We start from the raw sequence: 26306 nt of genomic DNA on the forward strand, positions 1-26306 counted from the left end.
CACCATGCCGCGCCTGAATGCCGAGGATGCGGGCCGTCGCGAGGCCGCCGGCCACGGCCCGGATTTTCTCGAAGCCCTCGCGCGCGGCCTCGCCGTGCTGCAGGCTTTTGGGCCGGAGCGCCGGCAGATGACGCTGGCCGAGGCCGCACGCGCCGTGGACCTGCCGCGCGCCACCGTGCGCCGCGCGCTGCACACGCTGGTCGTGCTTGGCCATGTCGAGGTCGAGGGCAAGCTGTTCCGCCTCACGCCGCGCGTGCTGCGGCTGGCCGCCGGCTATCTCGGCGCCAATGGCCTGTCGCAGATCCTGCAGCCACGCTGCGAGAAGCTGAGCGCGGAGGTCGGCGCGCCGTGTTCCGCTGCGGTGCTGGACGGGGCGGAGATCGTCTTCATCGCCTACGGCCAGCCGGCGCGTCTGCTCAATCTCACCACCATGGTGGGCCTGCGCCTGCCCGCCTTCTGCACCGCGCTTGGGCGCGTGCTGCTGGCGGGTCTGCCTGAGGATGCGCTGGACTCCTTGCTCACACAGCACCCGCCCTTCGCCGTGACGCCGCAGACGGAGCTCGACCCTGCCCGCATCCGCAAGCGCATCGCCAAGGCGCGCGCGGATGGCTTTGCCCTTGTGGACCAGGAAGCCGAGCAAGGCTTTCGCTCCCTCGCCGTGCCGCTGCGGCGGCATGACGGGCGCGTGGTCGCGGCGCTCAACGTCGGCATGCATACCGAACGCGGTACGGCCACTGCCCTGCGCGAAGGCTACCTGCCTCTGCTGCGCGCACAGGCGGCCGACCTCGCGCCGCAATTGTTGTGACCTATCCGTTGCGCTCCGCGCGGAACGCAAGCTAGCATTCGCACAGACGTTCGGTCTCCGAACAGCAGCCAGGTGCAGGACCCCAGCATGCGCATCGCGGTGATCGGCAATGGTATCGTCGGCACCGCCACCGCCGCCTGGCTGCAGCGCGATGGCCACCAGGTCACCTTCGTCGATCCGCTGGGCCCGGCCGAGGCCACCTCCTTCGGCAATGCCGGCTCGCTCTCGCCCTCCGCCTGCCTGCCCGTTGGCATGCCGGGCATGTGGAAGAAGGTTCCCGGCTGGCTGCTCGATCCGCTCGGCCCGCTCGCCGTGCGCTGGTGGTACGCGCCCGTCGTCGCGCCCTGGCTCACGCGCTTCCTCAGGCATTCCTCGCGGGAGGAGGTGGTGCGCATCGCCACCGCCCTGCGCGGGCTGCTGGCGCCGATCTTTGATTGCTACGAGCCGCTGCTGCAGCGTGCCAATGGCAGCGGGCTGATGCGCCGCAGCGGCTGCCTCTATGTCTATTCGGGGCCGGAGGCCGCGCGGCAATGGGCCTGGGGCATGAACCTGCGCCGCTCGCTCGGCGTCGAGATGCGCGACGTGGCCGAGGATGAGCTGGTTGCGCTGGAGCCCGACCTGAAGGGCCGCTTCCGCTTCGGCATCCTGGCGCCGGAGAATGGCAGCACGCTCGACCCCGCTGCGATGACGCGCGCGCTCTTCGAGCAATGCGAACGCGACGGCGCTCAGGTGCATCGCGCCCGCGTCACCGGCTTCCGCGTCAAGGGCGGCTCCGTCCATGCGCTGGAACTCGAAGGCGACGCGACGCTGGAGACGGAGGGCGTGGTGCTTGCCGGCGGCGCCTGGTCCGCGCGCCTCGCCAACCAGCTCGGCCCGCGCATCCCGCTGGAGACGCAGCGCGGCTATCACGTGACGGTCGGCAGCAACAACCTGGCGCTGCGCCACACGGTTATGGCGGTGGAACACAACCTCATGGTGAACCCCATGCGGATGGGCCTGCGCCTCGCCGGCTCCGTCGAATTCGCCGGCCTCAACGCCGCGCCGGACTTTCGGCGCGCCGCGATGCTGCTGGCACGTGGGAAGGAGATGTTCCCGCATCTCGATACCAGCGTCACCAGCGAATGGATGGGCCACAGGCCCTGCCTGCCGGACAGCCTGCCCGTCATCGGCCGCGCGCCGCGCGTGGACAATGCCTGGTTCGCCTTCGGCCATGGCCATATCGGCATGTGCGGCGCCGCCAGCACGGGGCGGGAGATTGCGCATCTCGTCGCCGGCCGCGATCCGGAGATCGATCTTTCCGCTTTCGCCCCCACGCGCTGGGCGGCCTGAGCATGCCGCGCCGCCTCGACGTCGCCATCGATGTCGGCGGCGATTTTGTCGACCTTGTCGCCCATGGCGCGGACCAGCCAACGATCCTGCTGAAGCGGCCGCGCGATCCCGAAGCCGCGCTGGGCGCCACGGTGGCCGCGTTGCTGGCGCAGGCCGGCATCGCGCCGGCGGAGGTCGCGCGGCTGCGCCTGGCCACCACGCTGGCGACCAATGCGCTGGTGAATGGCACGGCCGGCCCGGTGGCGCTGGTCGCCACGCGCGGCTTTGCCGATGTGCCCGATCTCGGCCGCCAGTCGAAGCGCGACCCGATGGACGAGGCGCCGCCGCCGCCCACGCCGCACTGGCTCTCGCCGCCCGATCTGCGCTGCGAGATCGGCGGCCGCATCGATGCGCGTGGCGAGGAGGTCGAGCCGCTGGAGGGGCTGGACGCCGTGCTGGCGCATCTGGCCAGGCTGCCGCCCGGCGCTTCCGCTGCCATCTGCCTGCTCTTCGCGCCGCTGAACCCGGCGCATGAGCTGGCCGTGGCGCAGGCCATCGCCGCGGCCCGCCCCGACCTGCGCCTGTCCCTCTCGCACCAGGTCGATCCCGGCCCGCGCGAATTCGAACGCACCCTCGCCACGCTGGCCGATGCGGCGCTGAAACCGCTTGCCGCCGCGCGCCTCTCCGGCCTCACCCCCGCGCCCTGGGTGCTGCGGGCGGAGGGCGGCCTGGCGCCGCTGGCGGAGGCGCTGGACCATCCGCTCGGCCTCGCCCTCTCCGGCCCCGCCGCCGGCGCCCGTGCGGTGGCCTTCTGGGCCCAGGGCGAGAACGCCATCGGCCTCGACATGGGCGGCACCACGACGGAGGTCAGCCTGGTGCGCGCCGGCCAGCCGCTGACGGCGCGGGAGATCGGCCTCGGCGCGCTGCGCCTGCGCTGCCCGGCGCTGGATGTGGAAAGCCTCGCCATGGGCGGCGGCACCACGCTGGCGCTGCAGGAGGGGCGCCTTCGCTTCGGTCCCGCGGCGCGCCCCGCCGGCCGCGGCGGCGCCCAGGCCACGCTGACCGATGCGGCGCTTTGCGCCGGCTGGCTGCCCGGTGCCGCGCCCGGCCTGGCGCTGGACCGCGCGGCGGCGGCCGCGGCGCTGGTCGCGGCGCTCGGCACCGCGGAGGCCGCGCCTGCACTGGAACTGGCGGAGGCCGTCATTGCGAACGCCCTGCGCCGCATCGCCTTGCGCCGCGGGCTGGACCCAACGCGCGCGCTGCTGGTGGCCGGCGGCGGCGCCGGGCCGCTGCATGCGGCGGCCATCGCGCAGCGCATCGGCGCGCGGCGCGTGCTGTTGCCGCCCACGCCCGGCCTGCTCTCCGCCTTCGGCGTGGCGCTGGCCCCGGCCGCGGCGAGCCTGGAGGCGTCCTGCGACCTGGCGCTGGAGTATGTGGCGCAGCTCGCCCCGCAGGCTGCCGCCCAGGCCGCGGCGCTCACCGCGCGGCTGGCGGCCTGGGGCTGCACCGCCCGGCCCGCCCATAGCCTCGCCATGGCCTATGGCGGCCAGGCGGAGACGCTCGCCGTGCCCTTCCAGCCCGGCGAGGCGCCGCAGGACCTCGCCACCCGCTTCGATGCCCTGCACGCCGCCACGCGCGGCCATGACCCCGGCGGCGCGCGGCGCATGTTGGCGCTGCGCTGCGTCGCGGAGGCGCCGCTCGGCCCGCCGCCGCCCCCGCCCAGCCCCGGCACGCTGGCGCATCGCACGCTGCCCGATGGCACGCAGCTGCGCGACGGCGCCGATGCCACGCTGCGCATCCCCCCCGGCTGGCAGGCCATGCCCCGCGCCGATGGTGCCCTGCTGCTGGAGCGCGCGGCATGAGCCTCGCCGGGGCCCCGGCATGAGCCTCGCCGAGGCCGCGGCCCGGGACATCCTGCGCCTGGCGCTGGAGGGGCTGGCCGATCGCATGCAGGACAGCCTGCTCGCCACCGCGCTCTCCCCCGTGGCGCGGGAGGGGATGGATTGCGCCGCCGCGCTCTTCCTGCCGGATGGCCGTGTGCTGGCCCAGGCACGCTCGCTGCCGCTGCTGCTCGGCGGCATGATCCCGGCCATCGCCGGCCTGCTCCGCGCCTTCCCGGCGGCGAGCCTGGCGGAGGGCGACGGGCTGCTGATGAACGACCCCTGGACCGGCGGCACGCATCTGCCGGACCTGATCCTGGCGCGGCCGGTCTTCGCCGAGGGCGCGCTGGTGGCGATCGCCGCCACCATCCTGCACCACCAGGATGTCGGCGGCATCGCTCCCGGCTCCGTGCCGCCCGATGCCCATAATATCTTCCAGGAGGGGCTGCGCCTGCCGCCCGTGAAATGGCGGCATGCGGGGGTCGAGGATGCCGGCATCGCCGCGATCCTGGCCGCCAATACGCGCACGCCGGCCATGCTGGCGGGCGACCTCGCCGCGCAATGGGCGGCCGTGTCGCTGGCGGCGCGGGAGGTCGCGGCGCTCGCCACGAGCATGGGTGCCGCCGCCTTCGCCGCAGGCTGCGCCGGGCTGCTCGCCGAGGCGCGGGAGACGCTGGCGCAGGCGCTGGCGGCGCTGCCGGAAGGCGCGGCCGTGGCGGAGGATGCGCTGGAAGGCGATGGCCGCAGCCCGGCCGCCGTGCCCATCCGCGTCACGCTGCGCCGATTGCCGGGCCCGCGGCTGGCGGTGGATTTCACCGGCTCCGCGCCGCAGACCGAGGGGCCGGTGAATGCCGCGCCCTCCGGCCTGCTCGCCGCCTGCTTCTGCCTGCTGCAGCGCATCGCGCCGCAGGCGCCGGCCAATCACGGCTTGCTCGAATTGCTGGACCTGCATCTGCCGGAGGGCAGCGTGGTGAATCCGCGCTTTCCGGCCGCGGTGAATGCGCGCACGGCCACGGTGAAGCTGGCCTGCAATGCGCTGTTCGCGGCGCTGGCGCGGCTCTCGCCCAGGCCTGCGGCCGCGCCCAATGCCGGGGTCGCCGTGGTGCTCTCCATCGGCGGCACCGATGGCGACGGCCGGCGCTGGATCTTTACGGAGATCGTGGCCGGCGGGTCCGGTGGGCGGCCGGATGGGCCGGGGCTGCCGGGGCTCTCCGCCGATGTCTCGAATGCGCGCAACCTGCCGGCCGAGATGCTGGAAGGCCTGGCGCCGATCCGCGTCGAATCCATCGCGCGCCGCCGCAACTCCGGCGGCGCCGGCCAGCATCCCGGCGGCGATGGTGTCCGCCGAATCTATCGATTGCTGTCGGGCACAGCCGAGATCTCCTATCGCGGGGAGCGGCACCTGGCCGGCGCGCCGGGCGCGCAGGGCGGTGGCGCCGGCGCGCCTGCCACGGCCATCATCCTGCGCACTGATGGCACGGCGCAAACACTTCCCTCCAAGGCGCGCATCGCCTGGGCGGCAGGCGAGCGCTTCATCCTGGAGACCGCGGGCGGGGGCGGCTGGGGCCCCGCACAACAACAGGGAGATTCTGCGTGACCCATCTCACCCGCCGCGGCCTCGGCGCCGCCCTCGCCATGGTCCTGGCCGCCCCCGCCTTCGCACAGACCTGGCCGACGCGGCCGATCCGCATCGTCGTCCCCTTCCCGCCCGGCGGCAGCACGGATGTGCTCGCGCGGCGCCTGGCGGAAAAGCTGACCGTGGCGCTGGGCCACACCGTGGTGGTGGAGAACCGGCCGGGCGCCGGCGGCACGGTGGGCGCGGATGCGGTGGCGAAGTCGCCGCCGGATGGCCACACCCTGCTGATGGGCGTCACCGGCAGCAATGCCATTGCCGGCAGCCTGTTCCGCAACCTGCCCTATGATCCCGCCACCGCCTTCGCGCCGGTCTCCCGCCTGGTTTCCGCGCCGCTGATCCTGGTGGTGAACAAGGACGTGCCGGCGACCGATGTGCAGGGCTACATCGCCGCGGCGCGCGCCGCGAATGGCGGCATGACCTATGCGACGCCGGGCAACGGCACCTCCATGCATCTCACCGGCGTGATGTTCGGCCAGGCCGCGCGCGTCGACCTGACGCATGTGCCCTATCGCGGCTCCGCCCAGGCACTGACGGATCTCATCGCCGGCCAGGTGAAGTCGAGCTTCGCGGATTTCCTCGTGGTGCTGCCACAGGTGCGCGCCGGCGCGATCCGCCCCATCGCCGTCACCTCGCTGGAACGCCACCCGCTGCTGCCGGAGGTGCCGACCATGGCGGAAGCCGGGCTGCGCGGCTTCAACGCGGCCTCCTGGCAGGGCCTCTTCGCGCCCGCCGGCACGCCGGCCGAGGTGCTGGGGAAGCTGCATGCGGAGGTGGCGCGCGCCATGCAGTCCCCCGAGATCAAGGACAGCTTTGCGAGCCAGGGCTTCCTGGTCGAAGCCACCACGCCGGCGGAGTTCGATGCCTTCGTGAAGGCGGAAGTCGCGAAATGGGCCGTGGTGGTGCGCGAGGGCCGCGTCAGCCTGGATTGACCGAATCCCTGGCACGGGAGTTGCCTGGATCATCCCAACAGGTGCCGCGGCGCGCGACCGCGGCACGGAGGTTTGTACGATGAGCGCCGCCGAATCCGCTTTGCTTCCCGAGACGCTGCCGATCATCGACCTCGGCGCCCTCGGCACCGAGGCCGGCGATGCCGCAATCGCCCGCCAGCTGGACGCCGCCTTCGGCGGCATCGGCTTCGCCTATTTCGCCAATACCCCCGTCACCGCAGCGCAGCAGGCCGCGATCTTCGCCGCCTCCCGCCGCTTCCACGCCCTGCCGGAGGCCGAGAAGCGCGCCATCGACATGAATGGCTTCCATCGCGGCTATATGGCGCCGAAGACTTCGGTGATCGCCACCTCCTCCGTCGCCCGCGTCACCAAGCCGAACTACTCCGAATCCTTCATGTTCATGCATGAGGTGCCGCCCGAGGATCCGCGCTTCGGCCTGCCGCTGCAGGGGCCGAACCAGTGGCCCGAGCCCCTGCCCGATTTCCGGGCGGAGGTGCTCGCCTACCAGGCGGCGATGGAAGACTTCTGCCGGCGGCTGCTGCGGCCCATCGCGCTCGCGCTGAACCTGCCGGGGGACTACCTGCTGCCCTGGTTCGAAAAACCCACCACCTTCCTGCGCCTGCTGCACTACCCGCCGCAGCCGCCGGATTCGGCGGATGATGAATTCGGCTCCGCCCCGCATACCGACTACGGCTTCATCACCGTGCTGGTGCAGGACATGTCCGGCGGGCTGGAGGTGCGGCGCGCCGATGGCGTCTGGCTGAAGGCGACGCCGATTCCCGGCAGCTTCGTGGTGAATGTCGGCGACATGCTGGCGCGCTGGACCAATGGCCGCTGGCAGTCCACGCCGCACCGCGTGAAGAACCTCTCGGGCGGGGACCGCTATTCCTGCCCCTATTTCTTCGACATGGACATGGGCAGCGAAGTGGCCTGCCTGCCGAGCTGCACCGACGCCGCCAATCCGCCGAGGCACCCGCCGGTGCTCTATGGCGACTACCTGCTGGAACGGCTGAACAAGAACTACGCGTACCGCCAAGAGGCCTGACCGAAGGACCCCACGCCATGCCCGCCACACGACGCGCCGCGCTCACCGGCCTCGCCACGCTGCTCGCCGCCCAGGGTGGCGCGCGGCCCGCGCAGGCGCAGAGCGGCCCTTTCATCGCCAATACCTATGGCGGGCGATGGGAGGCCTTCTGGCGCAACCAGCTTTCGCCGCGGCTGCAGACGCTGCTCGGCCGGCCGGTGCGGCTGGATATCGGCGTCGGCAATGGCTGGGTGACGAATTTCCGCGCCGCCGGCGCCGCCAACCCGCCCTTCACCAGCCTGATGACAAACGAACGCTTCGCCGTGCTGCTGCGCAACGAAGGCTTCTTCGAGAAGCTGCCGGTGGCCGGCATGCCGAACATGGCCAATGTCATCCCCACCGCGCGCACGGCCGGCGACATGGGCGTGATCGGCATGATCTCCCCCATCGGCATCGCCTATCGCACTGACATGGTCCGCGTGCCGCCGAAATCCTGGCGCGAACTGCTGAGCACGCGCTACCGCGACCAGCTTGGCCTCTATGCCATCGGCAACTCCGCCTCGATCATGCTGCTGATGCATGCGGGGGCCATGTTCGGCCGCGGGCATGACGACCTGGATGCCGCCATCGCCAAGTTCGTCGAGCTGAAGCCCTTCCCGCAGGTCGGCTTCAGCGGCCAGATGGTGCCGCTGCTGACCCAGGGCCAGGTCGCCATCGCGCCGCTCGACTATGGCGAGGTGATCCCGCTGAAGCGCCGCGGCGTGCCGATCGAGATCATCCAGCCGGAGGACGGGCTGATGATGTTCGACCAGACCTTCAGCATCGCCGCCAACGGCCCGGACAAGGCGGCGGCCGCGAAATACATCGACTTCATGCTGAGCCCCGAGGTGCAGCTGCTGCTGGCGCGGGAATTTTTCGTGGCCCCGGTGAACGGCACGGTGGCGATCCCGCCCGACCTGGCCGATGCCCTGCCGATCACGCAGGAGGCGCTGGCCCGCACGCTGCGCTTCGACTGGGCGCTGGCGGCGCGGCTGGCCAGCCAGATCAACGAACGCTGGACGCGCGCCATTTGACACAGGTCGATATCGCGGGCCTGACCAAGCGCTATGGCGGCACGCTGGCGCTGGATGGCGTGGCCCTGCAGGCACGGGACGGGGAGCTGGTGTCGCTCCTCGGCCCCTCCGGCTGCGGCAAGACCACCACGCTGCGCTGCATCGCCGGATTCCTGACGCCGGATGGCGGGGAGATCCGCGTCGATGGCCAGGACATCGTGGCGCTGCCGCCGCAGAAGCGGGATTTCGGCGTGGTCTTCCAGAACTACGCGCTGTTCCCGCATCTCACCGTCTTCCAGAACGTCGCCTATGGGCTGCAGGTGCGGCGCATCGCACCGGCCGAGCAGCAGAAGCGGGTGGCGGAGGCGCTGGCGCTGGTGCGGCTGACGGGGCTCGAATCCCGCCTGCCGCGCGCATTGTCCGGCGGCCAGCAGCAGCGCGTGGCGCTGGCCCGCGCGCTGGTGATCCGCCCGCGCCTGCTGCTGCTGGACGAGCCGCTGGCCAATCTGGACGCCCGGCTGCGCGACGAGGTGCGCTGGCTGATCCGCGAGGTGCAGCAGCAGGCCGGCATCACCGCCTTCTACGTCACCCACGACCAGGCGGAGGCCATGGCGCTGTCCGACCGCGTCGCCGTGATGAAGGGCGGCCGCGTGGTGCAGTTCGCCACGCCGCGCGAGATCTACCAGCGCCCGGCCGAGGCCTATGTCGCGCGCTTCACCGGCGAGGCGAATATGCTGCCGGCCCGCCCGGCGCAGCGCCTGGCCGAGGGCCTCTGGCGCGTGGCGATCGGCGAGACGGTGCTGGAGGTGCCGGGCGCGACCACGCTGGCCGAGGGCGCCTCCGCCCTGCTGATGCTGCGGCCGGAGGCGCTGTCCCTGGCGCCCACCGGCGTGCCGGCGCGTGTGTTGGCGGCGGCCTTCCTCGGCGCCTCCCAGCAATGCGACGTGGCCCTGGCGGATGGCACGCGGCTGCGGCTGCAGGCCTCGCCCCATCTCGCCGTCGCGCCGGGGGATGCGGTGCATCTGGCGGTGGATGCGGCGCATGCCTGGCTGATGCCGGATATCGCGCCGTGAAGACACGCCTGCTGCTCGGCCTGCCGGCGGTGGCGCTGCTGCTGCTGTTCTTCGTGCTGCCCTATGTCGAGATGGTGGCAATGAGTTTTCGTGCGCCGGCCAGCGGCCTGCCTTTCGGCGAGGGCCATACGCTGCTGCACTACCAGCGGGCGCTGGGCGATACGCTCTATCTCGGCGCGCTGGGCCGCAGCCTGCTGATGGGCGGCGTAGTGACGCTGCTGTGTCTGCTGCTCTCCTTCCCGCTGGCGCTGCACCTGTCCCGCACCCAGGGGCGCTGGCATGTGGTCTTCTTCGCCTGCATCGTCTCGCCGCTGCTGATCGGCGTGCTGGTGCGCAATTTCGGCTGGATGCTGCTGCTGACGGTGGATGGCCCGGCCAATCGCTGGCTGCTGGCCGCCGGCCTCATCGAGCGTCCGCTGCGCGTGCTCTTCACGCCGGGGCTGGTGGTGCTGGCGCTGGTGCATGTCTTCACGCCCTTCATGGTGCTGCCCATCGCCACCGCGCTGCGCAATATCAGCCCGGCGCTGCGCGAAGCCTCCACCTCGCTCGGAGCCGGCCGCTTCGAGACCTTCTGGCGCGTCACGCTGCCGCTGGCCTTCCCGGGCGTGCAGGCGGGGGTGGTGCTGGTCTTCGTGCTCTCGGTCGCCGCCTATGTCACGCCGGCGCTGCTCGGCGGGCAGGGCGTGGCGCTGATGCCGGCCATCGTGGTGCGGGAGCTGATCGGCTCCTTCGCCTGGCCCTTCGGCGCGGCGCTGGCGGTGGTGATGGCGGTGGCGACGCTGTCCGTCGTCGCGGTCTTCACCCTGCTGACGCAGGGCCTGGCGGAGCGCACCCGGGCATGACCGCCTTTCTGCGCAGCCTCTCGGCCATCGGCCTCGGCCTGATCTACGCTTTCCTGCTGCTGCCGCTGGTCGCGGTGGTCGGCGCCTCCCTCACGGCGGGGGAGATGATGCGCCTGCCGCCGCAGGGGCTTTCGCTCAAATGGTTCGGCCGCTTCCTGGGCAGCGAGACCTTCCGGGAGGCTCTGGCCCTGTCGCTGCAGGTGGCGGGCACCACCGTGCTGGTGGTGGTCACGGTCGCGACGTTGGCCGCGCTCTGCCACCGCGCGCTGACGCGCCGGCTGGGTGCCGCTTTCCGCGTGGCCATGCTGCTGCCCCTGCTGCTGCCGGAGCTGCTGACCGCCATCGGCCTGCTGTTCTTCCTGAACCATCTGGGCCTGGGCAAGACGCTGCCCGGGCTGCAGATCGGCCATGTGGTGATCGCCTTCCCCTTCGCCTTCCTGGCCATCGTCGCGGCGCTGGAGCAGGTGGACCCGGCGCTGGAGGAAGCCTCCGCCTCGCTCGGCGCCTCGGGCTTCGAGACCTTCCGCCGGGTCGTGCTGCCGCTGGTGAAGTCGGGGATGCTGACGGGCGGGCTCTTCGCCTTCATCGTCTCCTTCGACATGTTCACCATCTCGCTGCTGCTGAAGCCGATCGGCGGCAATACCCTGCCCTTGGCGCTCTTCGACTTCCTCACCTACGATTTCGACCCGACGGCGGCGGCAGCCGCCACGCTTTCCGTCATCTTCGCCTTCTGCGGCGTGGTGCTGATCGAGCGCCTGGTGGGGCTGCGTCGGGCCTTTTGAGGCGCTATGCGGCCGGGCTCAGCACATGGATGACGCGGCTCGCCACCATGTCCCGCACCTTGGCGCCATAGGCCTTCATATGCGGCGCGGCGCCATGGGCGGCGAGCGTCGCGGCGCTGGACCACTTCTCCACCACGACAAAACTGTCCGGGCCGAGCGGCGTCTGGATGGCGCCGATGCCCTCCGCATCGATGGTGGGGCCGTATTCGAGGCAGCCCTCCTCCGCCAGCACGGCGGGGATATTGGCGCGCATCTCGGCCAGCACGGCCTCCCGCATCCCGGGCTTGGTGGTGATGAAGGCGAGCACATGGATCATTCGGGCGTTTCCTCTCCGGTCCCGGCAGCCTCGGCCGTGGGCGGGGGCGCCGTCAACCGGGCGGGAAGACCGCCGCATCCTCCAGGATGATTTCCGCCGTCCGCGTGTAATGCGCGGTCAGCAGCGCCACCGCGCGGTCCGCATCCCGCTTCAGCACCGCATCCAGGATCGCCTGGTGCTCCGCCTCCACATCCCGGCGCGGAAAGGCGCGGCGGGCGGCGAGCTTGCGGTAGCGCTGGTGGCGGTCGGTCAGCTGGTCGCAGAAGCCGATGAGCCAGGAGGAGCCGCAGCCGCCCACCAGCAGGCGATGGAAGTCGCGGTGCCGTGCCTCCCAGGTCGCATCCTCGGCCGCGGCCTCGCCATCCGGGCCACGCGGCGTGCGGGCCAGGCGGTGGCCGGCGACCAGCAGGCGCTCCTCCCATTCCACCGTGGCGGCGGCCATGGATTCGCGCAGGCCGCGCTCCTCCAGCCAGCAGCGCGTTTTTGTCAGTTCCAGCAGCTCGGCGGCGCTGATGCCGGGGACGGTGAAGCCGCGCTGGTCGGTGCACAGCACCAGGCCATCGGCGCTCAGGCGATTCAGCGCCTCCCGCAAGGGCGTCTGGCCGATCTGGTAGCTCTCCATCATCGCCTTGATCTGCAGCCGCCGCCCGGGCGCCAGGCGGCCGGCCAGGATATCGGCGCGGATGCGCTCGAAGACGGAGGAGGCGTGGGTGGCGGGGCTGCTCATGGCGGGACCAGATATACACAGGGATCGGCCGCCCGCAAAATATATACATTCCCCTTTACAGCTGCCCGCTTATCCATCATCCATGGGCCAGACGCGAGGAAACACCATGGCCCAACCGGCCGGCCCCATCGATATCCACGCCCATGTGGTGCCCGGCGCCTTCCCGGCGCGCGACCTGCCCGGCTGGCCGAGCATGGCGCCCGCGGAAGGCGGCCAGCGGCATGTGATGATCGACGGCAAGCCGTACCGCACCGTCGCCGCGCGCTGCTGGGACGTGGCACTGCGGCTGGCTGATCTGGATGCCAAGGGCCTGGCGCGGCAGGCGATCTCGCCCATGCCGGAACTGTTCTCGTACTGGATGCCGGCCGAGGCCGCGGTGCCGCTGCTGCGCCATGTGAACGACTGCACGGCGGAGATGGTCGCGGCCTCCGGCGGCCGCCTCATCGGCCTCGCCGCCCTGCCCATGCAGGACCTGGACGCGGCATTGACGGAGATGCGGCGGGCGAAGGAGGAGCTGGGCTTCGCCGGCGTCGAGATCGGCAGCAACATCAACGGCACGGTGATCGGCGACGCCGCGCTGCGGCCCTTCTTCGCCGCCGCCGAGCAGCTCGGCATGGCCGTGCTGGTGCATCCGGTGCGGCCCGCGGGCATGGACCGGCTGGTGGGCCCCAAGAACCTGCAGCAGGCTCTGGGCTATCCGAGCGAGATCGGCCTGGCCGCGGCTTCCGTCATCACCTCCAACCTCATGCTGCGCCACCCGGCGCTGCGGCTCTGCTTCAGCCATGGCGGCGGCACGCTGGCCAGCCTGCTGCCGCGGCTGGAACAGGCCTGGCACACCTTTCCCGCCCTGCGCGACAGCATCGAGGAAGCGCCGAGCGCGCAGGCGCGGCGCTTCTTCGTCGATGCGCTGGTCTTCGACGCGCCGATGCTGCGCCACCTGCTGGGCGTGATGGGGCCCGAGCGACTTCTGCTCGGCACCGACGACCCCTTCGCCTTCCGCGAGAACGATCCCGTCGGCCGCATCGCCGAAGTGCTGGAACCCGGCACGGCGCGCGAGGCGGTGCTGCGGGACAATGCATTGAGCTTCCTGGGACTGCCGGCATGACACGCTTCCCCCTCACCGCGCTGCGCAGCGTCGATCTGCTGGTGCCGGACCTCGCTGTGGCCGAGCGATTCTACACCGCGACCTGGGGCCTGACGGTCGTGGCGCGCGAGCCTTCCTCGCTGTGGCTGCGCGCCACCGGGGCGGATCACCATGTGCTGGCGCTGCATGCGGCGCCGCAGCCGGCCATCCGCAGCGTGACCTTCCGGGCGGCGGACGCCGATGCGCTGCACCGCGTGCTGGCCAGCGCCCAGGCGGCGGGCGCCTCGCTGCTGGCGCCGCCCGCGCCCCTCGCCGAGCCCGCCGGCGGCTTCGGCGCCACGCTGCGCGACCCCTTCGGCTCCCTGTTCCGCCTCGTCGTCGATGACGAGCGGCGTGCAGCGGATGCGGCTTCGCCGGACCGGCCGGAGCGGCTGGCGCATGTCAACCTGAACTGCGCCGATGTCGATGCCACCGCACGCTTCTTCGAATCCGGCCTCGGCTTCCAGCTCACCGACCGTTCGAAACTCATGGCCTTCGAACGCTGCAACAGCGACCACCACGCGGTGGTGCTGGCAGAGGCCCCGCATGACGGGCTGAACCATGTCGCCTTCCAGATGGCGGGGTGGGAGGCGGTGATGCGCGGCGCCGGCCGCGTGATCGATGGCGGCCATCCCATGGCCTGGGGTCCCGGGCGCCACGGGCCGGGCGACAACGTCTTTGCCTATTTCATCGACCCCTTCGGCATCGTGGTGGAATACACGGCGGAGGTGCAGCAGGTGGATGACAGCCACGTGGTGCGCGGCCCCAGCGAATGGGTCTGGCCGCCCGGCCGCACGGACCAATGGGGCATCGCGCCGCCGAAGCCGGAGGCCACGAAGCGCGCCCAGCTCGCCATCCGGTTCGCCGCGCCATGAGCACGGATTATGATGTGGTGGTGGCAGGCTTCGGCCCCTCGGGCGCCGTCGCCACCGCGCTGCTCGGCCAGGCCGGCTTCCGCACGCTCGCCATCGATCGCAGCGCGGAGATCTATCCGAAGCCGCGCGCCATCGCGATCGACCACGAGATCCTTCGCCTGTTCGACAATATGGGCATCGCGGAGCAGGTGCTGCCGCATACCGCGCCCTTCCCCGCCTCCGAGCATTTTGGCGTCGACGGCCAGCTAATCCGCCGCATCGATATGGTGCCGCCGCCCTATCCGCTCGGCTACACGCCCACCATGGTCTTCACCCAGCCGCCGGTGGAGGCGGTGCTGCGCGCCCATGCCGCGGCGCAGCCGGGCGTGACGGTGGAACTGGGCACGGAGCTTGTGGGCATCGCGCAGGATGCAGAGCGCGCAACGCTGACGCTGCGCAGCGCCGCGGGCACGCGGGCCGTCACCGTGCGGACGGTCATCGCCTGCGACGGCGCCTCCTCCTTCACCCGCCAGGCGCTCGGCATCGGCTTCACCGATCTCGTCTTCGACGAGCCCTGGCTGGTAGTGGATATGCTGGTGGGGGAGGAGGCGCTGGCCCGCCTGCCCGCCACCGCCGCGCAGCATTGCGACCCGGCGCGCCCCATCACCGCCATTGTCGGCCCCGGCAACCATCGCCGCTGGGAGATCATGCTGCTGCCCGGCGAGGATCCGGCGCGGATGCAGACCGAGCCCGAGGTCTGGCGCCTGCTCTCCCGCTGGGTGAAGCCGGGGGAGGCGACGCTCTGGCGCGCCGCCAGCTACCGCTTCCACGCGCTGGTGGCGGAACGCTGGCGCCAGGGCCGCATCTTCCTGGCCGGCGATGCCGCGCACCAGCAGCCGCCCTTCATCGGCCAGGGCATGTGCCAGGGTCTGCGGGACGTTTCCAATCTTCTCTGGAAATTGTCCGCGGTGCGCGACGGCGCGCCGGATGCGCTGCTCGACAGCTACGAGGTGGAGCGCGCGGAACATGTCCGAACGCTGACCGCGCGCATCAAGGCGATCGGCCGGCAGATCTGCGAGCGTGATCCCGCCGCCGCCCGCGCGCGCGATGCCGCGCTGCTGGCGCAGGGCGGCGGCCGCGCGCCGGTGGTGACGCGGCAGGAAATCGTGCCGCCGCTGGCCGGTGGATTTTTGGCGACACCCGCGCATCCCGCCCAGGGCACGCTGTTTCCGCAGCCACGCCTGCGCCAGGGGAAGGACTGGGTGCTGATGGACCGCATCCTCGGCCATGGCTGGCGCCTGGTGCTGGGCGCCAAGACGCCGCGCATCACAGCACCCTTCGCCACCCTGCATCTCGACGATGTCGAGGAACAGGACGGCCTGCTCGCCGCCTGGTTCTCGCGCCATGCCGTGCAGGCCGCGATCGTCCGGCCTGACCACTATGTCTATGGCGTCGCCGCGGATGCCGCGTCGCTGGAACACATGCTGCAAGCGCTTCAAGGGGAATACGCATGAAACTCGCAAGCTTCTCTCATGCCGGCACGGCGACATGGGGCCTGGTCGGCGACGGCTTCGTCACCGAGGCCGGCACGCTGCGCGCCCGCTTCCCAGACCTGAAGTCGCTGATCGCCGCCGGCGCCGTGGCACAGGCCGCGCAGGCCGATGGCGCGCGCATTCCCTTCGCGGAGATCACCTGGCTGCCGGTGATCCCGAACCCCGACAAGATCCTCTGCATCGGCCTGAACTACGAGACCCATCGCAAGGAGACGGGACGCTCCGAGGTCGAGAATCCCACCGTCTTCACGCGCTTCCCGAACAGCCAGACCGGCCATCTCGCCCCGCTGCTGCGCCCGAAGGTCTCGACGGATTTCGACTTCGAGGGCGAGCTGGCCGTCATCATCGGCACCTCCTGCCGCCACGTTTCCCGGGATGACGCCTTCGCACAGGTCGCAGGCTATGCCTGCTACAATGACGGCAGCGTGCGCGACTGGCAGCGCCACACGCATCAGTTCACGCCGGGCAAGAATTTCCCGGAGACCGGCCCCTTCGGCCCCTGGATGGTGACGCCGGACGAGGTCGGCGCGCTCGATGACCTGCGCCTGCAGACTCGGGTGAACGGCCAGGTGGTGCAGGATGCGCGGCTCGGCCAGATGATCTTCGATATCCCGCGCCAGATCGAATACTGCTCCACCTTCACGCGGCTGGAGCCGGGCGATGTCATCGCCACCGGCACGCCGGGCGGTGTCGGCGCCAAGCGCACGCCGCCGCTGTGGCTGAAGCCCGGCGATGTGGTGGAGGTGGAGATCGACCGCGTCGGCCTGCTGCGCAACCCGGTCGCCGACGAAAGCTGAGACGAGCCAAGCCAGGGAGGAAACAACAATGAACAACATCAGCCGCCGCGGGCTTTTGGCGGGCGCCACCGCGCTGCTCGCGGCCCCCGCACTCGGACAAGCGCCGGAGTGGCCGCGCCGCCCCATGCGCATCATCGTGCCGCAGCCGCCGGGCGGGAACCTGGACATTTTGGTCCGCGCGGTGGCGGAGGGGCTGCGCCAGGATCTCGGCCAGCCCGTGATCGTGGAGAATCGCCCCGGCGGCAACAGCGTCATCGGCCTGGAAGCCTGCGCCCTGGCCGCGCCCGATGGCACCACCTTCTGCGCGGTGAACATCGAATCCATGGCGACCATGCCGCATGCGGAGCCGGAGCTGTTTGCCCGCTTCGCCTCGCTGCTGCCGGTGACGCAACTCGCCTCCGCCCCCAGCGTGCTGGTCGGCAGCCCGGAAGTGCCGCAAGGCGACCTGCGCGCCTTCATCGCCTGGGCGAAGGGCCAGCGCGAGATCAACTACGGCTCCTCCGGCGTCGGCTCCGCGCAGCAACTGCTCTTCGAATGGCTGAAGGCGAAGGAGGGTTTCGCCATGGAGCACGTGCCCTTCCGCGGCATCGGCGACGCCTTCCGCGAATTGGTCGCCGGCCGCGTGCAGGCCAGCTACGGCGCCATGGCACTGTCCATGCCGCTGATCCGCGGCGGGCGCATCCGGCCGCTGGCGGTGCTGGGATCGCGACGGCTGGCGGAGCTGCCGGACACGCCCTCGATGGCCGAGCTCGGCTTCAACTTCCCCTATGGCGGCGCCTGGTGGGGCCTGGCCGCGCCCGGCGCGCTGCCGCCCGCGATCGCGGAGGCGATGGCCGCCGCGGTGCGCCGCGTGGTGACCAACGAGGAATTCGTGGGCCGCGCCCTGGCGCCGAACTTCTTCAACGGCATCGGCAACACCCTCGCCGAATTCGCCGCCATCATCGCGCGGGAACGCGCGGCGGGCGCGGAGCTGGTGCGGCTCGCCGGCGTAGGCCCTTCCCGCTAGATCAGCCCGCCATTCACATGCAGCACCTGGCCGGTGACATAGCCCGCGCCAGGTGAAGCGAGATAGGCCACCGCCTGCGCGACATCGGCCGGCGTGCCCAGCCGGCCGAGCGGGATGCGGGCCCGCACCGCATCCCACTGCGCCGGCGTCATGGCGCTGTGGCCGGTTGCGTCCTTCTGGGTGAAACCCGGCGCCACCGCATTCACCGTGGTGCCGCTGGCGGCCGCCTCCACCGCCAGCGCCCGCACCAGCGCCTCCACCCCCGCCTTGGCTGCGGCGGTGGCCGGAAAGATCGTCGCATCGGTGCGGAAAACATGCGCGACGAAGGAGGAGATGGCGACCAGCCGCGTCGCCTCCCCCCGCGCCAGCACCGGCATCGCCGCCTGCGCCAGGCGCAGGAAGGCCCAGAGCACCGTGTCCATCGACTGCGCAAAGCCGGCCTCGGTCAGCGCCGCCACCGGCGTGCGATCGGCGAAGCCCGCATTGGCCACCACCACATCCAGCCCGCCGAAGCGCGCCTGTGCACGCGCCACCAGCGCCGCCGGCAGCGCGGGGTCCGCGATGTCGCCCAGCATCACCTCGGCCAGGCCGCCCGCTGCGCGCACCGCTTCCGCCACGGCCTCCGCCCCTGCCGCGTTCTTCCGCGTATGTACGAGGATCGCCGTGCCGGGCCCTGCCAGCGCGCGGCAGCAGGCGGCACCGATCCCGCTGGCGGCGCCGGTGACGAGGATGGTGCGTGGGCGGGGCATGCGGGGGATCTCCGGCGGCGTGCGTCACGCCAAAAGGCCATATCGCGCAGCGGATGGAAACACTGTGACAGCCGCGCCGCTATCGCCCGGCGGTCGCGCGCGCCATTCTACGCAGGGCATTGCGACGGATGATGAGATGAGCGGCTGGGATATCGCCTTCGGCCATCCCGTGACTCGCGGGCTGGTGGCCGCCACGCTGGGCATCCTGGCGCTGGCCGCGGCGGTGATCGGCGCACTCTCCGCCACCGGTCGCGCCACCCCCGCCTTCCGCCGCGAATTGTGGCTGCGGCTGGGGTCCTGGGCGGTGCTGCTACCGCTGATCATGGGGCCCATTCTTCTGGGCCGGGAATGGGTGATCGGCGCCGTCACGCTGCTGGGCCTGGCCTGCCTGCGCGAGTATGACCGCGCCACCGGCCTGTTCCGCGAATATGCGCTGGTGGCCGTCGTGGTGCTGGGCGTCGTGCTGGTGAATTTCGCCGCGCTCGATCACTGGTACGGCTTCTTCGTCGCGCTCTGGCCGCTGACCGTCACGGTGATCGCCATCGCCTCCATCCCGCTGGACCGGCCCTCCGGCTATATCCAGCGCACCGGCCTCGCCATCTTCGGCTATATGCTGTTCGGCGCCGGCCTCGCCCATCTCGGCTATATGGCGAACGAGCCGGGCTACCGGCCGCTGCTGCTGCTGCTGGTGCTCGCCGTGGGGCTGAACGATGTCGCAGCTTTCACCAGCGGCAAGCTGATCGGCGGCCCCAAACTGCTGCCGGCGACCAGCCCGAACAAGACCATCTCAGGCGCCCTCGGCGCGCTGGTCTGCACCACCACGGTGGTCGCCTTCGTCGCCGGGATGATCTTCGAGGGCACGCCGATGGACAGCACCTGGAAGCTGGTGCTGCTCGGCGCGCTGGTCAGCATCGGCGGGCAGGCGGGGGACCTGATGCTGTCCTCGATCAAGCGCGACATCGGCATCAAGGACATGGGCGTGCTGCTGCCCGGCCATGGCGGCATCCTGGACCGCTTCAACAGCCTGCTGCTGGTGGCCCCCGCCGCCTTCCACCTGATCGGCTATTTCAACGGCTGGGGCCTTTCGGCGCCGACGCGGCTGATGACGGGTGGCGCCGGATGATACCAGATCTCCTTGATGGAACCTGCGCCCGCCGCAGGCGGGCGAGCGGCCAAATGGCCGCCGCGCCCAGTGGCGCGGAGTCACGTGGCGCGCAGCCAAGCCGGCGGATGCCGGCGCCGGCGACTGAGGCGGTGATCGGTCACGCTCACCGGGATCTGGCGTGACCGGCTGGAAGCTGAAGCCCGCCCGCGACCTCGGCCTGCCGCCGGCGGAGCGGCTGCGCAGCCATGGGCGGGAGGCAGGCCTGGTCGGCACGCTGCTGCAGGGCAGCTGGCGCCGCCTGGTGCGCCTGTATATGGCCGCGATGCACCGCCTCACGGTCTCAGGCCGCGAGAATCTGCCCGCGCCGCCCTTCGTCATCGTGGCGAACCATGCCAGCCACCTGGATGCGCTGGCGGTCGGCGCCGCGTTGCGCGGCCCGGCGGCGCGGCGCGCTCATGCGCTGGCGGCCGGCGACACCTTCTTCACCTCCCACGCCATGGCCGCCTTCGCGGCCTATGCGATCAACGCCCTGCCCGTCTGGCGGCGCCGCACGCGCCCGAAGGACCTGGTGACGCTGCGCGCAAGGCTGGAGGAGGACGGGCTGGTCTTCATCCTGTTCCCGGAGGGCACGCGGTCCCGCGACGGCAGCATGGCCGCCTTCCAGCCCGGACTTGGCGCCTTCGTCGCGGGCTCCGCCGTGCCGGTGGTGCCCTGCTGGCTGGAGGGGGCGCATGAAGCCTGGCCGCCGCAGCGCCGCTGGCCGCGGCCGGGCCGGCTGCACCTGCATATCGGCCCGCCGCTCACCTTCGCCGACACGCCGCAGGACCGCGAGGGCTGGACCCAGGTGGCGCAGCGCTGCGAGGCCGCGGTGCGCGCCCTGGCGCCGCCCCCTGCCTCTTAAGCGGCAGGGGGCGGCGCCGGCGAGAGCGTGGCGACGAAGCGGAAGCGGCCGTCCGTGGGGCGTTCCGCCACCAGCCCGCCACCGCGCAGCAGGGTGTTGAGGATCCGCATGCCGAGGCCCCGGCCCTTCACCTGGTCGTAGCCCTCCGGCGGCCCATCGCCGCCATCCTCCACCACCAGCACGCCGGCGCCATCCAGCGCGGCGATATCCAGCCGCACCACCACGCCGTCCCGGCCGTATTTGAAGGCATTGGTCACCAGCTCGGTCACCACCAGGCCCAGCGTGGTCACCCGGTCGCCGTCCCAGATCGCCGTCTCGCTGGCCGGCGTCACCTCCAGCGCCAGCGGCCGGCCGCCCTCGCCGACACCGAGCGAGCTGCGCAGATCCTCGATTAGCCCGCGCAGATAGGTGGCCACCGCCACCTGGCCGATGGCGGGGCCGGAGAACAGCCGCTCATGCACCGCGCCGATGGTCATGATGCGCCGCGCGGCCTGTTCCAGCTGCACGCGGGCCTCCGGATCCTCCACCTCACGCAGCTGCAGGCGCAGAAGGGTCTGGGCGATCTGCAGGCTGTTCTTGACGCGATGATGCGCCTCCCGCGTCAGCAGGTCGCGGTCGCGGCGGTCGCGGTCCCGGTCGATGGCAAGGCCCACAACATTGGCCAGGGCCTGCAGGAAATCCACGTCGCTGTCGGAGAATTCCTCCCCCTCGTCGCGGCTGTCCACTTCCAGCACGCCAAAGGCGGGCGCGCCGGCCTCGCCGCGGATCAGCACATTCACCGCGCGCCGCACGCCGTGGTCCACCATCAGCTGCGGCGTGCGGAAGCGGCCCTCCCCGCCCAAGTGGTTCGAGATCACCGGCGCGCCGGTACGCAGCGCGAAGCCGGCCGGGGAGGCGAGGTCGGTGCCGAAGCGCACCACGCCCACCACATCCTCCCCCCAGCCGACGCCGGCGACGATCAGCAGGCAATTCTCCGCCGGGATATGCTGCAGCACCTTGGCGAGCGAGGTGCCGAGCCCATCGGAGGCCGCCTGCGCCGCATCCTGCAGCAGGCCATCGAGGTCCGGGCCACGCAGGGCTTCGCGCCCGAAGGCGGAGATCAGCTGCTGCTGGCGCAGGCGGCGGCGCAATTCCCCGCCGTTCTCCGGCCGGCCGATATCCGACATCAACGACTATCCATTGCGTGAAAGATTCGATCCCACATCGCAACCCCGTGTTGCGAGGGTCACGGGATGTTCCTTCCCATGCGGCGACCGCGGCATGCAAGCCGCGGCCGCGTCACGGTTCCCGCGCCGCACAAAACATTCAAGGATGGCAGCAGGATGGCGGCCCCGGCGCCGCATGCGCCGGGACCTGGGATCGGGTCGTCAGGCCTCCGGCGCCAGCTGCGCCGGGGTGATGCGCCAGGCGGCGTCACCGGCGCCCGGCGGCTCCATCCAGAGCGGCAGCGCATTGGGGGTGCGCACATTCGCCTCCAGCCCCGCCGCCTGGCGCAGCGCGCGGAACAGCGCCCCATGCGCCACCACCAGCACCGGGCCCGGCAGCGCCAAGGCGCGGTTCACGCCGCGCACCGCACGGTCGCGCAGTTCCGCGAAGGTCTCGGCGCCATCGGGCGTGTAGTCGCCGGCGATCCAGTCATCGTACCAGTCGCCCATCGGCAGGCCTTCCTGGCTGCCGAAATTCACCTCCGCCAGATCCGCATCCAGCGTCACCGGCAGGCCGAGCGCCGCCGCCGCCACCTCCGCCGTCCGGTGCGCGCGCACGAGGGGCGAGGCGACGATGCTGGCGATGGCAATGCCCGCCAGGGTGCGCGCGGCCCGCGCGGCCTGGGCCTCTCCCACATGGTTCAGCGGGATATCGGTGCGGCCCTGCGACAGGCCCTGGGCATTCCAGTCCGTCTCGCCATGGCGCAGGAACCAGAAGGCGGTGGGGTGCAGCATCAGGCCGGGAGACCTTCCTGCTGCAGCGCCCGCTGCACCGCCGGCCGCGCCAGCATGGCGTCCAGGTGCTTGGCGAGGTGCGAAGGCAGGGTCATGCCGGACCGCCGCGTCGCCCAGTATTCCACGAAGAACAGCGCCGCATCGGCCACCGAATAGCCGGAGGCCAGCACATAGGTGCCGCCGGTCCAGTTCTTCTCCAGCGTCTCGAAGTACTTGGCGGCCAGCGCCTTGCCCTGCTCCACCACCTTGGGCTGGTCGGCCTCGGTCGGCGTGAAGTTGGCGGCGCGGAACTGCCGGGTGAAGCCCTGCGGGTGGATGGTGCCGCAGACATAGTCGAGCATTTCCAGGCAGCGGGTCTCGGCCTCGAAATCCGTCGGCATCAGCCCGGCCTCGGGGTTCGACTTGCCCAGCCACCAGGCGATCACCGGGAATTCCGTCAGCACCCGCCCATCGCCGCGATCCAGCGCCGGCACCTTGGACTTCGGGTTCACCGCCTGGAATTCCGGCTTGTGCTGCGCGCCTTCCTTCAGCGCCACCAGCGACAGCTCATAGGGCTTGCCGATCTCCTCCAGGATGATGTGGATGCCGAGCGAGCAGGCGCCGGGGGAATAGTACAGCTTCATCGAGGACGCTCCGGGGGTAGGGTTTGCCGGGATGCTAGGCTGCGCCGCCGGGTGCGTCACCCCCTTGCCATCCCCGGGCGGCGAAGGCAGCGATGACGCCCGCGCATCGCCTCGCCATGCCGCAGCGGCTTGCCTAGGCTCGCCCCGCAAGACGGAGGGAGCGAGCCATGTCCGAGACACTGCTGATCGTGAACGGCCTGGTGGTCACCATGGACCCCGACCGCCGCGTGATCGAGGGCGGCGCGGTGCTGGTGGCCGATGGGCGCATCGCCGCGGTCGGGGATACCGCCGCGCTGCGTGCCGCGCATCCCGGCACGGCGGAGTTGGATGCCAGCGGCAAGGCCGTGCTGCCCGGGCTGATCGATGCGCATGCCCATGCCGGCCATACGCTGGTGAAGACGCTGGGCGGCGGCGATGGGGCGCGCTGGACGGAAGCGGTGGAGGCCATCTATCCGCGCGGCGCGACGCCCGATTTCTGGGGCGCGGATGGCGCGCTCGCCGCGCTGGAACGGCTGAAGGCCGGCGTCACCACGGGGCTTTCCATCTTCGGCGCCTACGGCTCCCGCACCGACGATGCCGCGCATGCGGAGGCGCATGCGGCGGGCTATCGCCGCATCGGCGTGCGCAGCGTGCTCTGCCCCGGCGTCTCCCCGCCGCCCTATCCGAACCGCTTTTTCGAATGGCAGGGCACGACGCATCGCGAGCGGCAGATCGGGCTGGAGGACCAGCTCGCCGTCTGCACCACGCTGATCGAGCGGCTGCACGATACGCGGGACAGCCAGATCCGCATCATGCTCTGCGCCCCCGTCGGCTATCCCGGCCGCCACGGCGTCACGCCGGAAACCGCAAAGATCTACCCCGAGGTCGCGAAGCAGGTGCGCGCGCTGTCGCGGGCCAAGGGCGTCGGCTTCACCCAGGACGGGCACAAGGGCGGCACGGTGCGGGATGCGATGGAGCAGGGCATCCTCGGCCCCGATGCGCTGCTCTCGCACTGCATCGATCTGGCCGAGGACGAGATCCGCATGGTGGCGGAGACCGGCACGAAGATCGCGCACAACCCCTCCGCCAATATGTCCATCATCGGCCGCTGCCCGGCGATCGAGTTGATGGAGGCCGGCGCCACCGTTGCCATCTGCTCGGACGGCACGGCGCCCGACCGCAGCTTCGACATGTTCCGCCACATGACCCAGGCCATGCACTACCACCGCCGCCACTTCCGCGACGCGAAGGTGCTGCCGCCCGGCAAGGCGCTGGAGATGATCACCTGCGACGCCGCCGCCGCGCTCGGACTGCAGGACGAGATCGGCAGCCTGGAGTTGGGCAAGCGCGCCGACATCGCCATCATTGACCTGCGGAAGCCGCATCTCTGGCCCGGCGACATGCCGCTCTATCGCCTGGTCTGCTTCGCGCTGGGGTCGGATGTGGACACGGTGCTGGTCGGCGGCCGCGTGCTGATGCGCGACCGCAGGCTGGCGCATGTCGAGGAGGCAACGGTGATGGCGGAGGCGACGCGCGAGATCGGCCTGGCGCTGCAGCGCACCGGCCTGCAGGCGATGACGGCAACGCCGCCCGGCTTCTGGAAATCGACGCGCTACGGCTGAGGCGCGGTCTCGTCCGCCGTCGCGTCCTGCGCGTGCTCAGTCGCGTCCCGCGCGCGGTCCAGCGCGCCGCGCAGGCGGCGCAGCGGCCCGAGCAGGTCGGCGATCTCCTCCGCCGTCAGCCCATGCGGCACCGGCGCCAGGGCGGTCGCCATGACCGCCACCGCCTGGCCGCGCATGGCGCGCCCTGCCTCCGTCAGGAAGACCAGCTTGCCGCGCCCGTCCCGCGGGTTCGGCGCGCTGCGCACCAGGCCGCGCGCCTCCAGCTTCTGGATGGTATTGGTCATCGCCGGGCGCTCCACTTGCACGGCCCGGGCGATGCGGGCCAGGCTGCGCCCGTCGCCCAGGCGCACCAGATGGTTCAGCACGGTGAAGTGGGACAGGCGCAGCCCGTCGGGCAGCACCCGTTCCACCTGGTTGCGGGCCAGATGCTCGATGATGGCGATCTCGTTCAACAGCACGAAGATCGCCGGATCGGCCGTCCCGTTCACGCGGTGCGGATGCGGCTCATGGCCGGCCAGCGCGGCGTCGGCGGCACGGCGGGGCCGTAGCCGAGGCGCCCCATCATCTGCACCACGCCGCCCTCGCCGAGCTCCCGCTGCGCCTCGCGATAGGGACCGTCCATCTCCGGATACTCCTGCAGGGCCTGGCTGACCGGCTGCAGCGCCAGCCCCGCCGCCGTCGCCGCCAGGTTCACGCGCAGCCAGTCACGGCCGGCCTGCAACTGGTCCGCCCGGCCGGCGCCCGGCGTCGTGGTCCAGACGAAGGCCGGCGTCGCCGTCATCATCGCACGGTAGCGGGAGACCATAAAGTCGTAGCCCGGCTGGCCCGGCAGCATGGCCGCGTGGGTGATCTGGCCGCTGGCCACCGCCGCGTCCAGGCCGGGGCCGTAGATGCTGATGCCGTCCGGCTGCGCCGTCACCGCCTCGCGACCCAGCCGCATCAGGTCCACGCTTTCCAAATGCGCCGCCGGCGTCGTCGCCTCCACCATCCAGGCGCGCCAGACCAGGTCGCGCAGCGCGGCCACGCGCGACGCCTCAGCCGTCACCAGGCAGCGTCCGGGCGGGGCCACCGCGCTGGCCACCGCCTGCAGCGCGGCGGCGGGCACCGGGCGGTCCATGTCGTAGGGCGCTTTCACGGAGCGTCGGCGATCCGCCACGGCGAAAAGCGGATCCGCCACCCCGCCGGGGACCAGCCGCAGCCGCGCCACCGGCCGGCCGTCCAGCCGCGGCTGGGCCGCGCCATCGGGGAAGGGCGTCACCACCAGGTCCAGCCCTTCGGCGGCCGCGGCCATGCGGAACAGTTCGATGAAGCAGCCCAGGCCGATGGTGATCTGCCGGTCGAGCGGATCGGTCACCGGCAGGCGGCGGTCCAGGTCGCAGAACAGCAGCATGGTGTCAGGCGTCGCCGCCGGCAGTTCCGCCACCCAGGGCTGGCGGTTGTGCGGATTGGGCGCCAGCACCGCCCAGGCCAGGGCGCGGATGCGCGGATCCGCATGCGCGGCGGCCAGCGGCGCCTCGGACCAGGGGGCGGAGGGATCGCTGCGCAGCTGCTGGCCGCGCGCCCCGAGGGGCAGCAGGGCCAGGCCGGCGGCGCCGGCGGAGCGGAGGATCTGGCGACGGGAGGTGGACATCGGAAGCTCCTTGTTCGATGTCGAACTATGTA

26 protein-coding genes are annotated in these 26306 nt (G+C 71.7%); 18 read left to right on the plus strand and 8 right to left on the minus strand.

Annotated features, from left to right (window positions below):
* Positions 1–4: 4 nt before the first annotated feature.
* The 10 genes from J3S20_RS16190 to J3S20_RS16235 all read left to right on the plus strand — a co-directional run bounded on the left by J3S20_RS16190 (position 5) and on the right by J3S20_RS16235 (position 11349).
* Positions 5–805, plus strand: coding sequence for an IclR family transcriptional regulator domain-containing protein (locus J3S20_RS16190; protein WP_216837520.1), 801 nt, complete (start codon positions 5–7; stop codon positions 803–805).
* A gap of 87 nt (positions 806–892) precedes the next feature.
* A complete protein-coding gene (locus J3S20_RS16195; RefSeq protein WP_216837521.1) occupies positions 893–2134 on the plus strand; it encodes an NAD(P)/FAD-dependent oxidoreductase in 1242 nt (413 codons plus the stop codon).
* Between the two features lie 2 nt (positions 2135–2136).
* Positions 2137–3975 (plus strand): hydantoinase/oxoprolinase family protein, encoded by a 1839-nt coding sequence (locus J3S20_RS16200; protein WP_216837522.1) that lies wholly within the window; start codon positions 2137–2139, stop codon positions 3973–3975.
* Between the two features lie 19 nt (positions 3976–3994).
* Positions 3995–5590, plus strand: a complete 1596-nt coding sequence (locus J3S20_RS16205; protein WP_216837523.1) for a hydantoinase B/oxoprolinase family protein — start codon at positions 3995–3997, stop codon at positions 5588–5590.
* Positions 5587–6558: a Bug family tripartite tricarboxylate transporter substrate binding protein gene (locus tag J3S20_RS16210; protein WP_343215239.1), complete on the plus strand. Its 972-nt coding sequence runs from the start codon at positions 5587–5589 to the stop codon at positions 6556–6558. The genes J3S20_RS16205 and J3S20_RS16210 overlap by 4 nt, the downstream gene beginning before the upstream one ends.
* 79 nt (positions 6559–6637) lie before the next feature.
* A complete protein-coding gene (locus J3S20_RS16215; protein WP_216837524.1) occupies positions 6638–7621 on the plus strand; it encodes an isopenicillin N synthase family dioxygenase in 984 nt (327 codons plus the stop codon).
* Between the two features lie 17 nt (positions 7622–7638).
* Positions 7639–8673: an extracellular solute-binding protein gene (locus tag J3S20_RS16220; protein ID WP_216837525.1), complete on the plus strand. Its 1035-nt coding sequence runs from the start codon at positions 7639–7641 to the stop codon at positions 8671–8673.
* Positions 8670–9725: an ABC transporter ATP-binding protein gene (locus J3S20_RS16225; protein ID WP_216837526.1), complete on the plus strand. Its 1056-nt coding sequence runs from the start codon at positions 8670–8672 to the stop codon at positions 9723–9725. Before J3S20_RS16220 ends, J3S20_RS16225 begins: the two co-directional genes overlap by 4 nt.
* The gene (locus tag J3S20_RS31130) at positions 9722–10567 is read left to right on the plus strand and encodes an ABC transporter permease (protein ID WP_216837527.1); all 846 of its coding nucleotides are present in this window, start codon (positions 9722–9724) and stop codon (positions 10565–10567) included. The genes J3S20_RS16225 and J3S20_RS31130 overlap by 4 nt, the downstream gene beginning before the upstream one ends.
* Positions 10564–11349 carry an ABC transporter permease gene (locus J3S20_RS16235; protein WP_216837528.1) on the plus strand — a complete coding sequence of 262 codons (786 nt, stop codon included), beginning with the start codon at positions 10564–10566 and terminating at the stop codon, positions 11347–11349. Before J3S20_RS31130 ends, J3S20_RS16235 begins: the two co-directional genes overlap by 4 nt.
* A 4-nt stretch (positions 11350–11353) precedes the next feature.
* Here J3S20_RS16235 and J3S20_RS16240 read toward each other — a convergent pair whose 3' ends face one another.
* Positions 11354–11665 (minus strand): putative quinol monooxygenase, encoded by a 312-nt coding sequence (locus tag J3S20_RS16240; protein WP_216837529.1) that lies wholly within the window; start codon positions 11663–11665, stop codon positions 11354–11356.
* A 52-nt stretch (positions 11666–11717) separates the two neighbouring features.
* The gene (locus J3S20_RS16245) at positions 11718–12392 is read right to left on the minus strand and encodes a GntR family transcriptional regulator (protein ID WP_216837530.1); all 675 of its coding nucleotides are present in this window, start codon (positions 12390–12392) and stop codon (positions 11718–11720) included.
* A gap of 106 nt (positions 12393–12498) precedes the next feature.
* Between J3S20_RS16245 and J3S20_RS16250 the strand changes: the two genes are divergently transcribed.
* From J3S20_RS16250 to J3S20_RS16270, 5 genes are read left to right on the plus strand one after another with little or no spacing between them, the layout of a single operon-like run.
* Positions 12499–13497, plus strand: a complete 999-nt coding sequence (locus tag J3S20_RS16250; RefSeq protein WP_246602873.1) for an amidohydrolase family protein — start codon at positions 12499–12501, stop codon at positions 13495–13497.
* Positions 13494–14390: a VOC family protein gene (locus J3S20_RS16255; protein WP_216837532.1), complete on the plus strand. Its 897-nt coding sequence runs from the start codon at positions 13494–13496 to the stop codon at positions 14388–14390. Before J3S20_RS16250 ends, J3S20_RS16255 begins: the two co-directional genes overlap by 4 nt.
* Positions 14387–15883: a bifunctional 3-(3-hydroxy-phenyl)propionate/3-hydroxycinnamic acid hydroxylase gene (locus tag J3S20_RS16260; RefSeq protein WP_216837533.1), complete on the plus strand. Its 1497-nt coding sequence runs from the start codon at positions 14387–14389 to the stop codon at positions 15881–15883. Before J3S20_RS16255 ends, J3S20_RS16260 begins: the two co-directional genes overlap by 4 nt.
* Complete coding sequence (locus J3S20_RS16265) at positions 15880–16719, plus strand: fumarylacetoacetate hydrolase family protein (protein WP_216837534.1); 840 nt, start codon at positions 15880–15882, stop codon at positions 16717–16719. Before J3S20_RS16260 ends, J3S20_RS16265 begins: the two co-directional genes overlap by 4 nt.
* Positions 16720–16747: 28 nt before the next feature.
* Positions 16748–17725 carry a Bug family tripartite tricarboxylate transporter substrate binding protein gene (locus tag J3S20_RS16270; RefSeq protein ID WP_216837535.1) on the plus strand — a complete coding sequence of 326 codons (978 nt, stop codon included), beginning with the start codon at positions 16748–16750 and terminating at the stop codon, positions 17723–17725.
* On the opposite strand, the gene J3S20_RS16275 is transcribed toward J3S20_RS16270, so the two are convergent.
* On the minus strand, positions 17722–18474 hold the full coding sequence (locus J3S20_RS16275; protein WP_216837536.1) for an SDR family NAD(P)-dependent oxidoreductase: 753 nt from the start codon (positions 18472–18474) through the stop codon (positions 17722–17724). The two genes, J3S20_RS16270 and J3S20_RS16275, sit on opposite strands and share 4 nt — an antisense overlap.
* A gap of 136 nt (positions 18475–18610) precedes the next feature.
* Between J3S20_RS16275 and J3S20_RS16280 the strand changes: the two genes are divergently transcribed.
* Positions 18611–19597, plus strand: coding sequence for a phosphatidate cytidylyltransferase (locus tag J3S20_RS16280; protein WP_216837537.1), 987 nt, complete (start codon positions 18611–18613; stop codon positions 19595–19597).
* 160 nt (positions 19598–19757) lie between these two features.
* Positions 19758–20480 (plus strand): lysophospholipid acyltransferase family protein, encoded by a 723-nt coding sequence (locus J3S20_RS16285; RefSeq protein WP_216837538.1) that lies wholly within the window; start codon positions 19758–19760, stop codon positions 20478–20480.
* Here the strand turns inward: J3S20_RS16285 and J3S20_RS16290 are convergent.
* From J3S20_RS16290 to J3S20_RS16300, 3 genes are all read right to left on the minus strand, one after another.
* Complete coding sequence (locus J3S20_RS16290; protein ID WP_216837539.1) at positions 20477–21646, minus strand: sensor histidine kinase; 1170 nt, start codon at positions 21644–21646, stop codon at positions 20477–20479. The two genes, J3S20_RS16285 and J3S20_RS16290, sit on opposite strands and share 4 nt — an antisense overlap.
* A 201-nt stretch (positions 21647–21847) precedes the next feature.
* On the minus strand, positions 21848–22420 hold the full coding sequence (locus J3S20_RS16295; protein WP_216837540.1) for a histidine phosphatase family protein: 573 nt from the start codon (positions 22418–22420) through the stop codon (positions 21848–21850).
* On the minus strand, positions 22420–23043 hold the full coding sequence (locus J3S20_RS16300; protein ID WP_216837541.1) for a glutathione S-transferase family protein: 624 nt from the start codon (positions 23041–23043) through the stop codon (positions 22420–22422). Before J3S20_RS16300 ends, J3S20_RS16295 begins: the two co-directional genes overlap by 1 nt.
* A 167-nt stretch (positions 23044–23210) precedes the next feature.
* Between J3S20_RS16300 and J3S20_RS16305 the strand changes: the two genes are divergently transcribed.
* Positions 23211–24644, plus strand: coding sequence for an amidohydrolase family protein (locus J3S20_RS16305; protein ID WP_216837542.1), 1434 nt, complete (start codon positions 23211–23213; stop codon positions 24642–24644).
* Here the strand turns inward: J3S20_RS16305 and J3S20_RS16310 are convergent.
* Both J3S20_RS16310 and J3S20_RS16315 read right to left on the minus strand, forming a co-directional pair.
* The gene (locus J3S20_RS16310) at positions 24635–25132 is read right to left on the minus strand and encodes a MarR family winged helix-turn-helix transcriptional regulator (protein ID WP_216837543.1); all 498 of its coding nucleotides are present in this window, start codon (positions 25130–25132) and stop codon (positions 24635–24637) included. The genes J3S20_RS16305 and J3S20_RS16310 overlap by 10 nt on opposite strands.
* Entirely contained in the window at positions 25129–26274 is a 1146-nt protein-coding gene (locus tag J3S20_RS16315; RefSeq protein ID WP_216837544.1) for an Acg family FMN-binding oxidoreductase, read from the minus strand. Before J3S20_RS16315 ends, J3S20_RS16310 begins: the two co-directional genes overlap by 4 nt.
* Between the last annotated feature and the right edge of the window lie 32 nt (positions 26275–26306).

This window comes from Falsiroseomonas tokyonensis (assembly GCF_019024325.1).
Lineage (GTDB): Bacteria > Pseudomonadota > Alphaproteobacteria > Acetobacterales > Acetobacteraceae > Falsiroseomonas > Falsiroseomonas tokyonensis.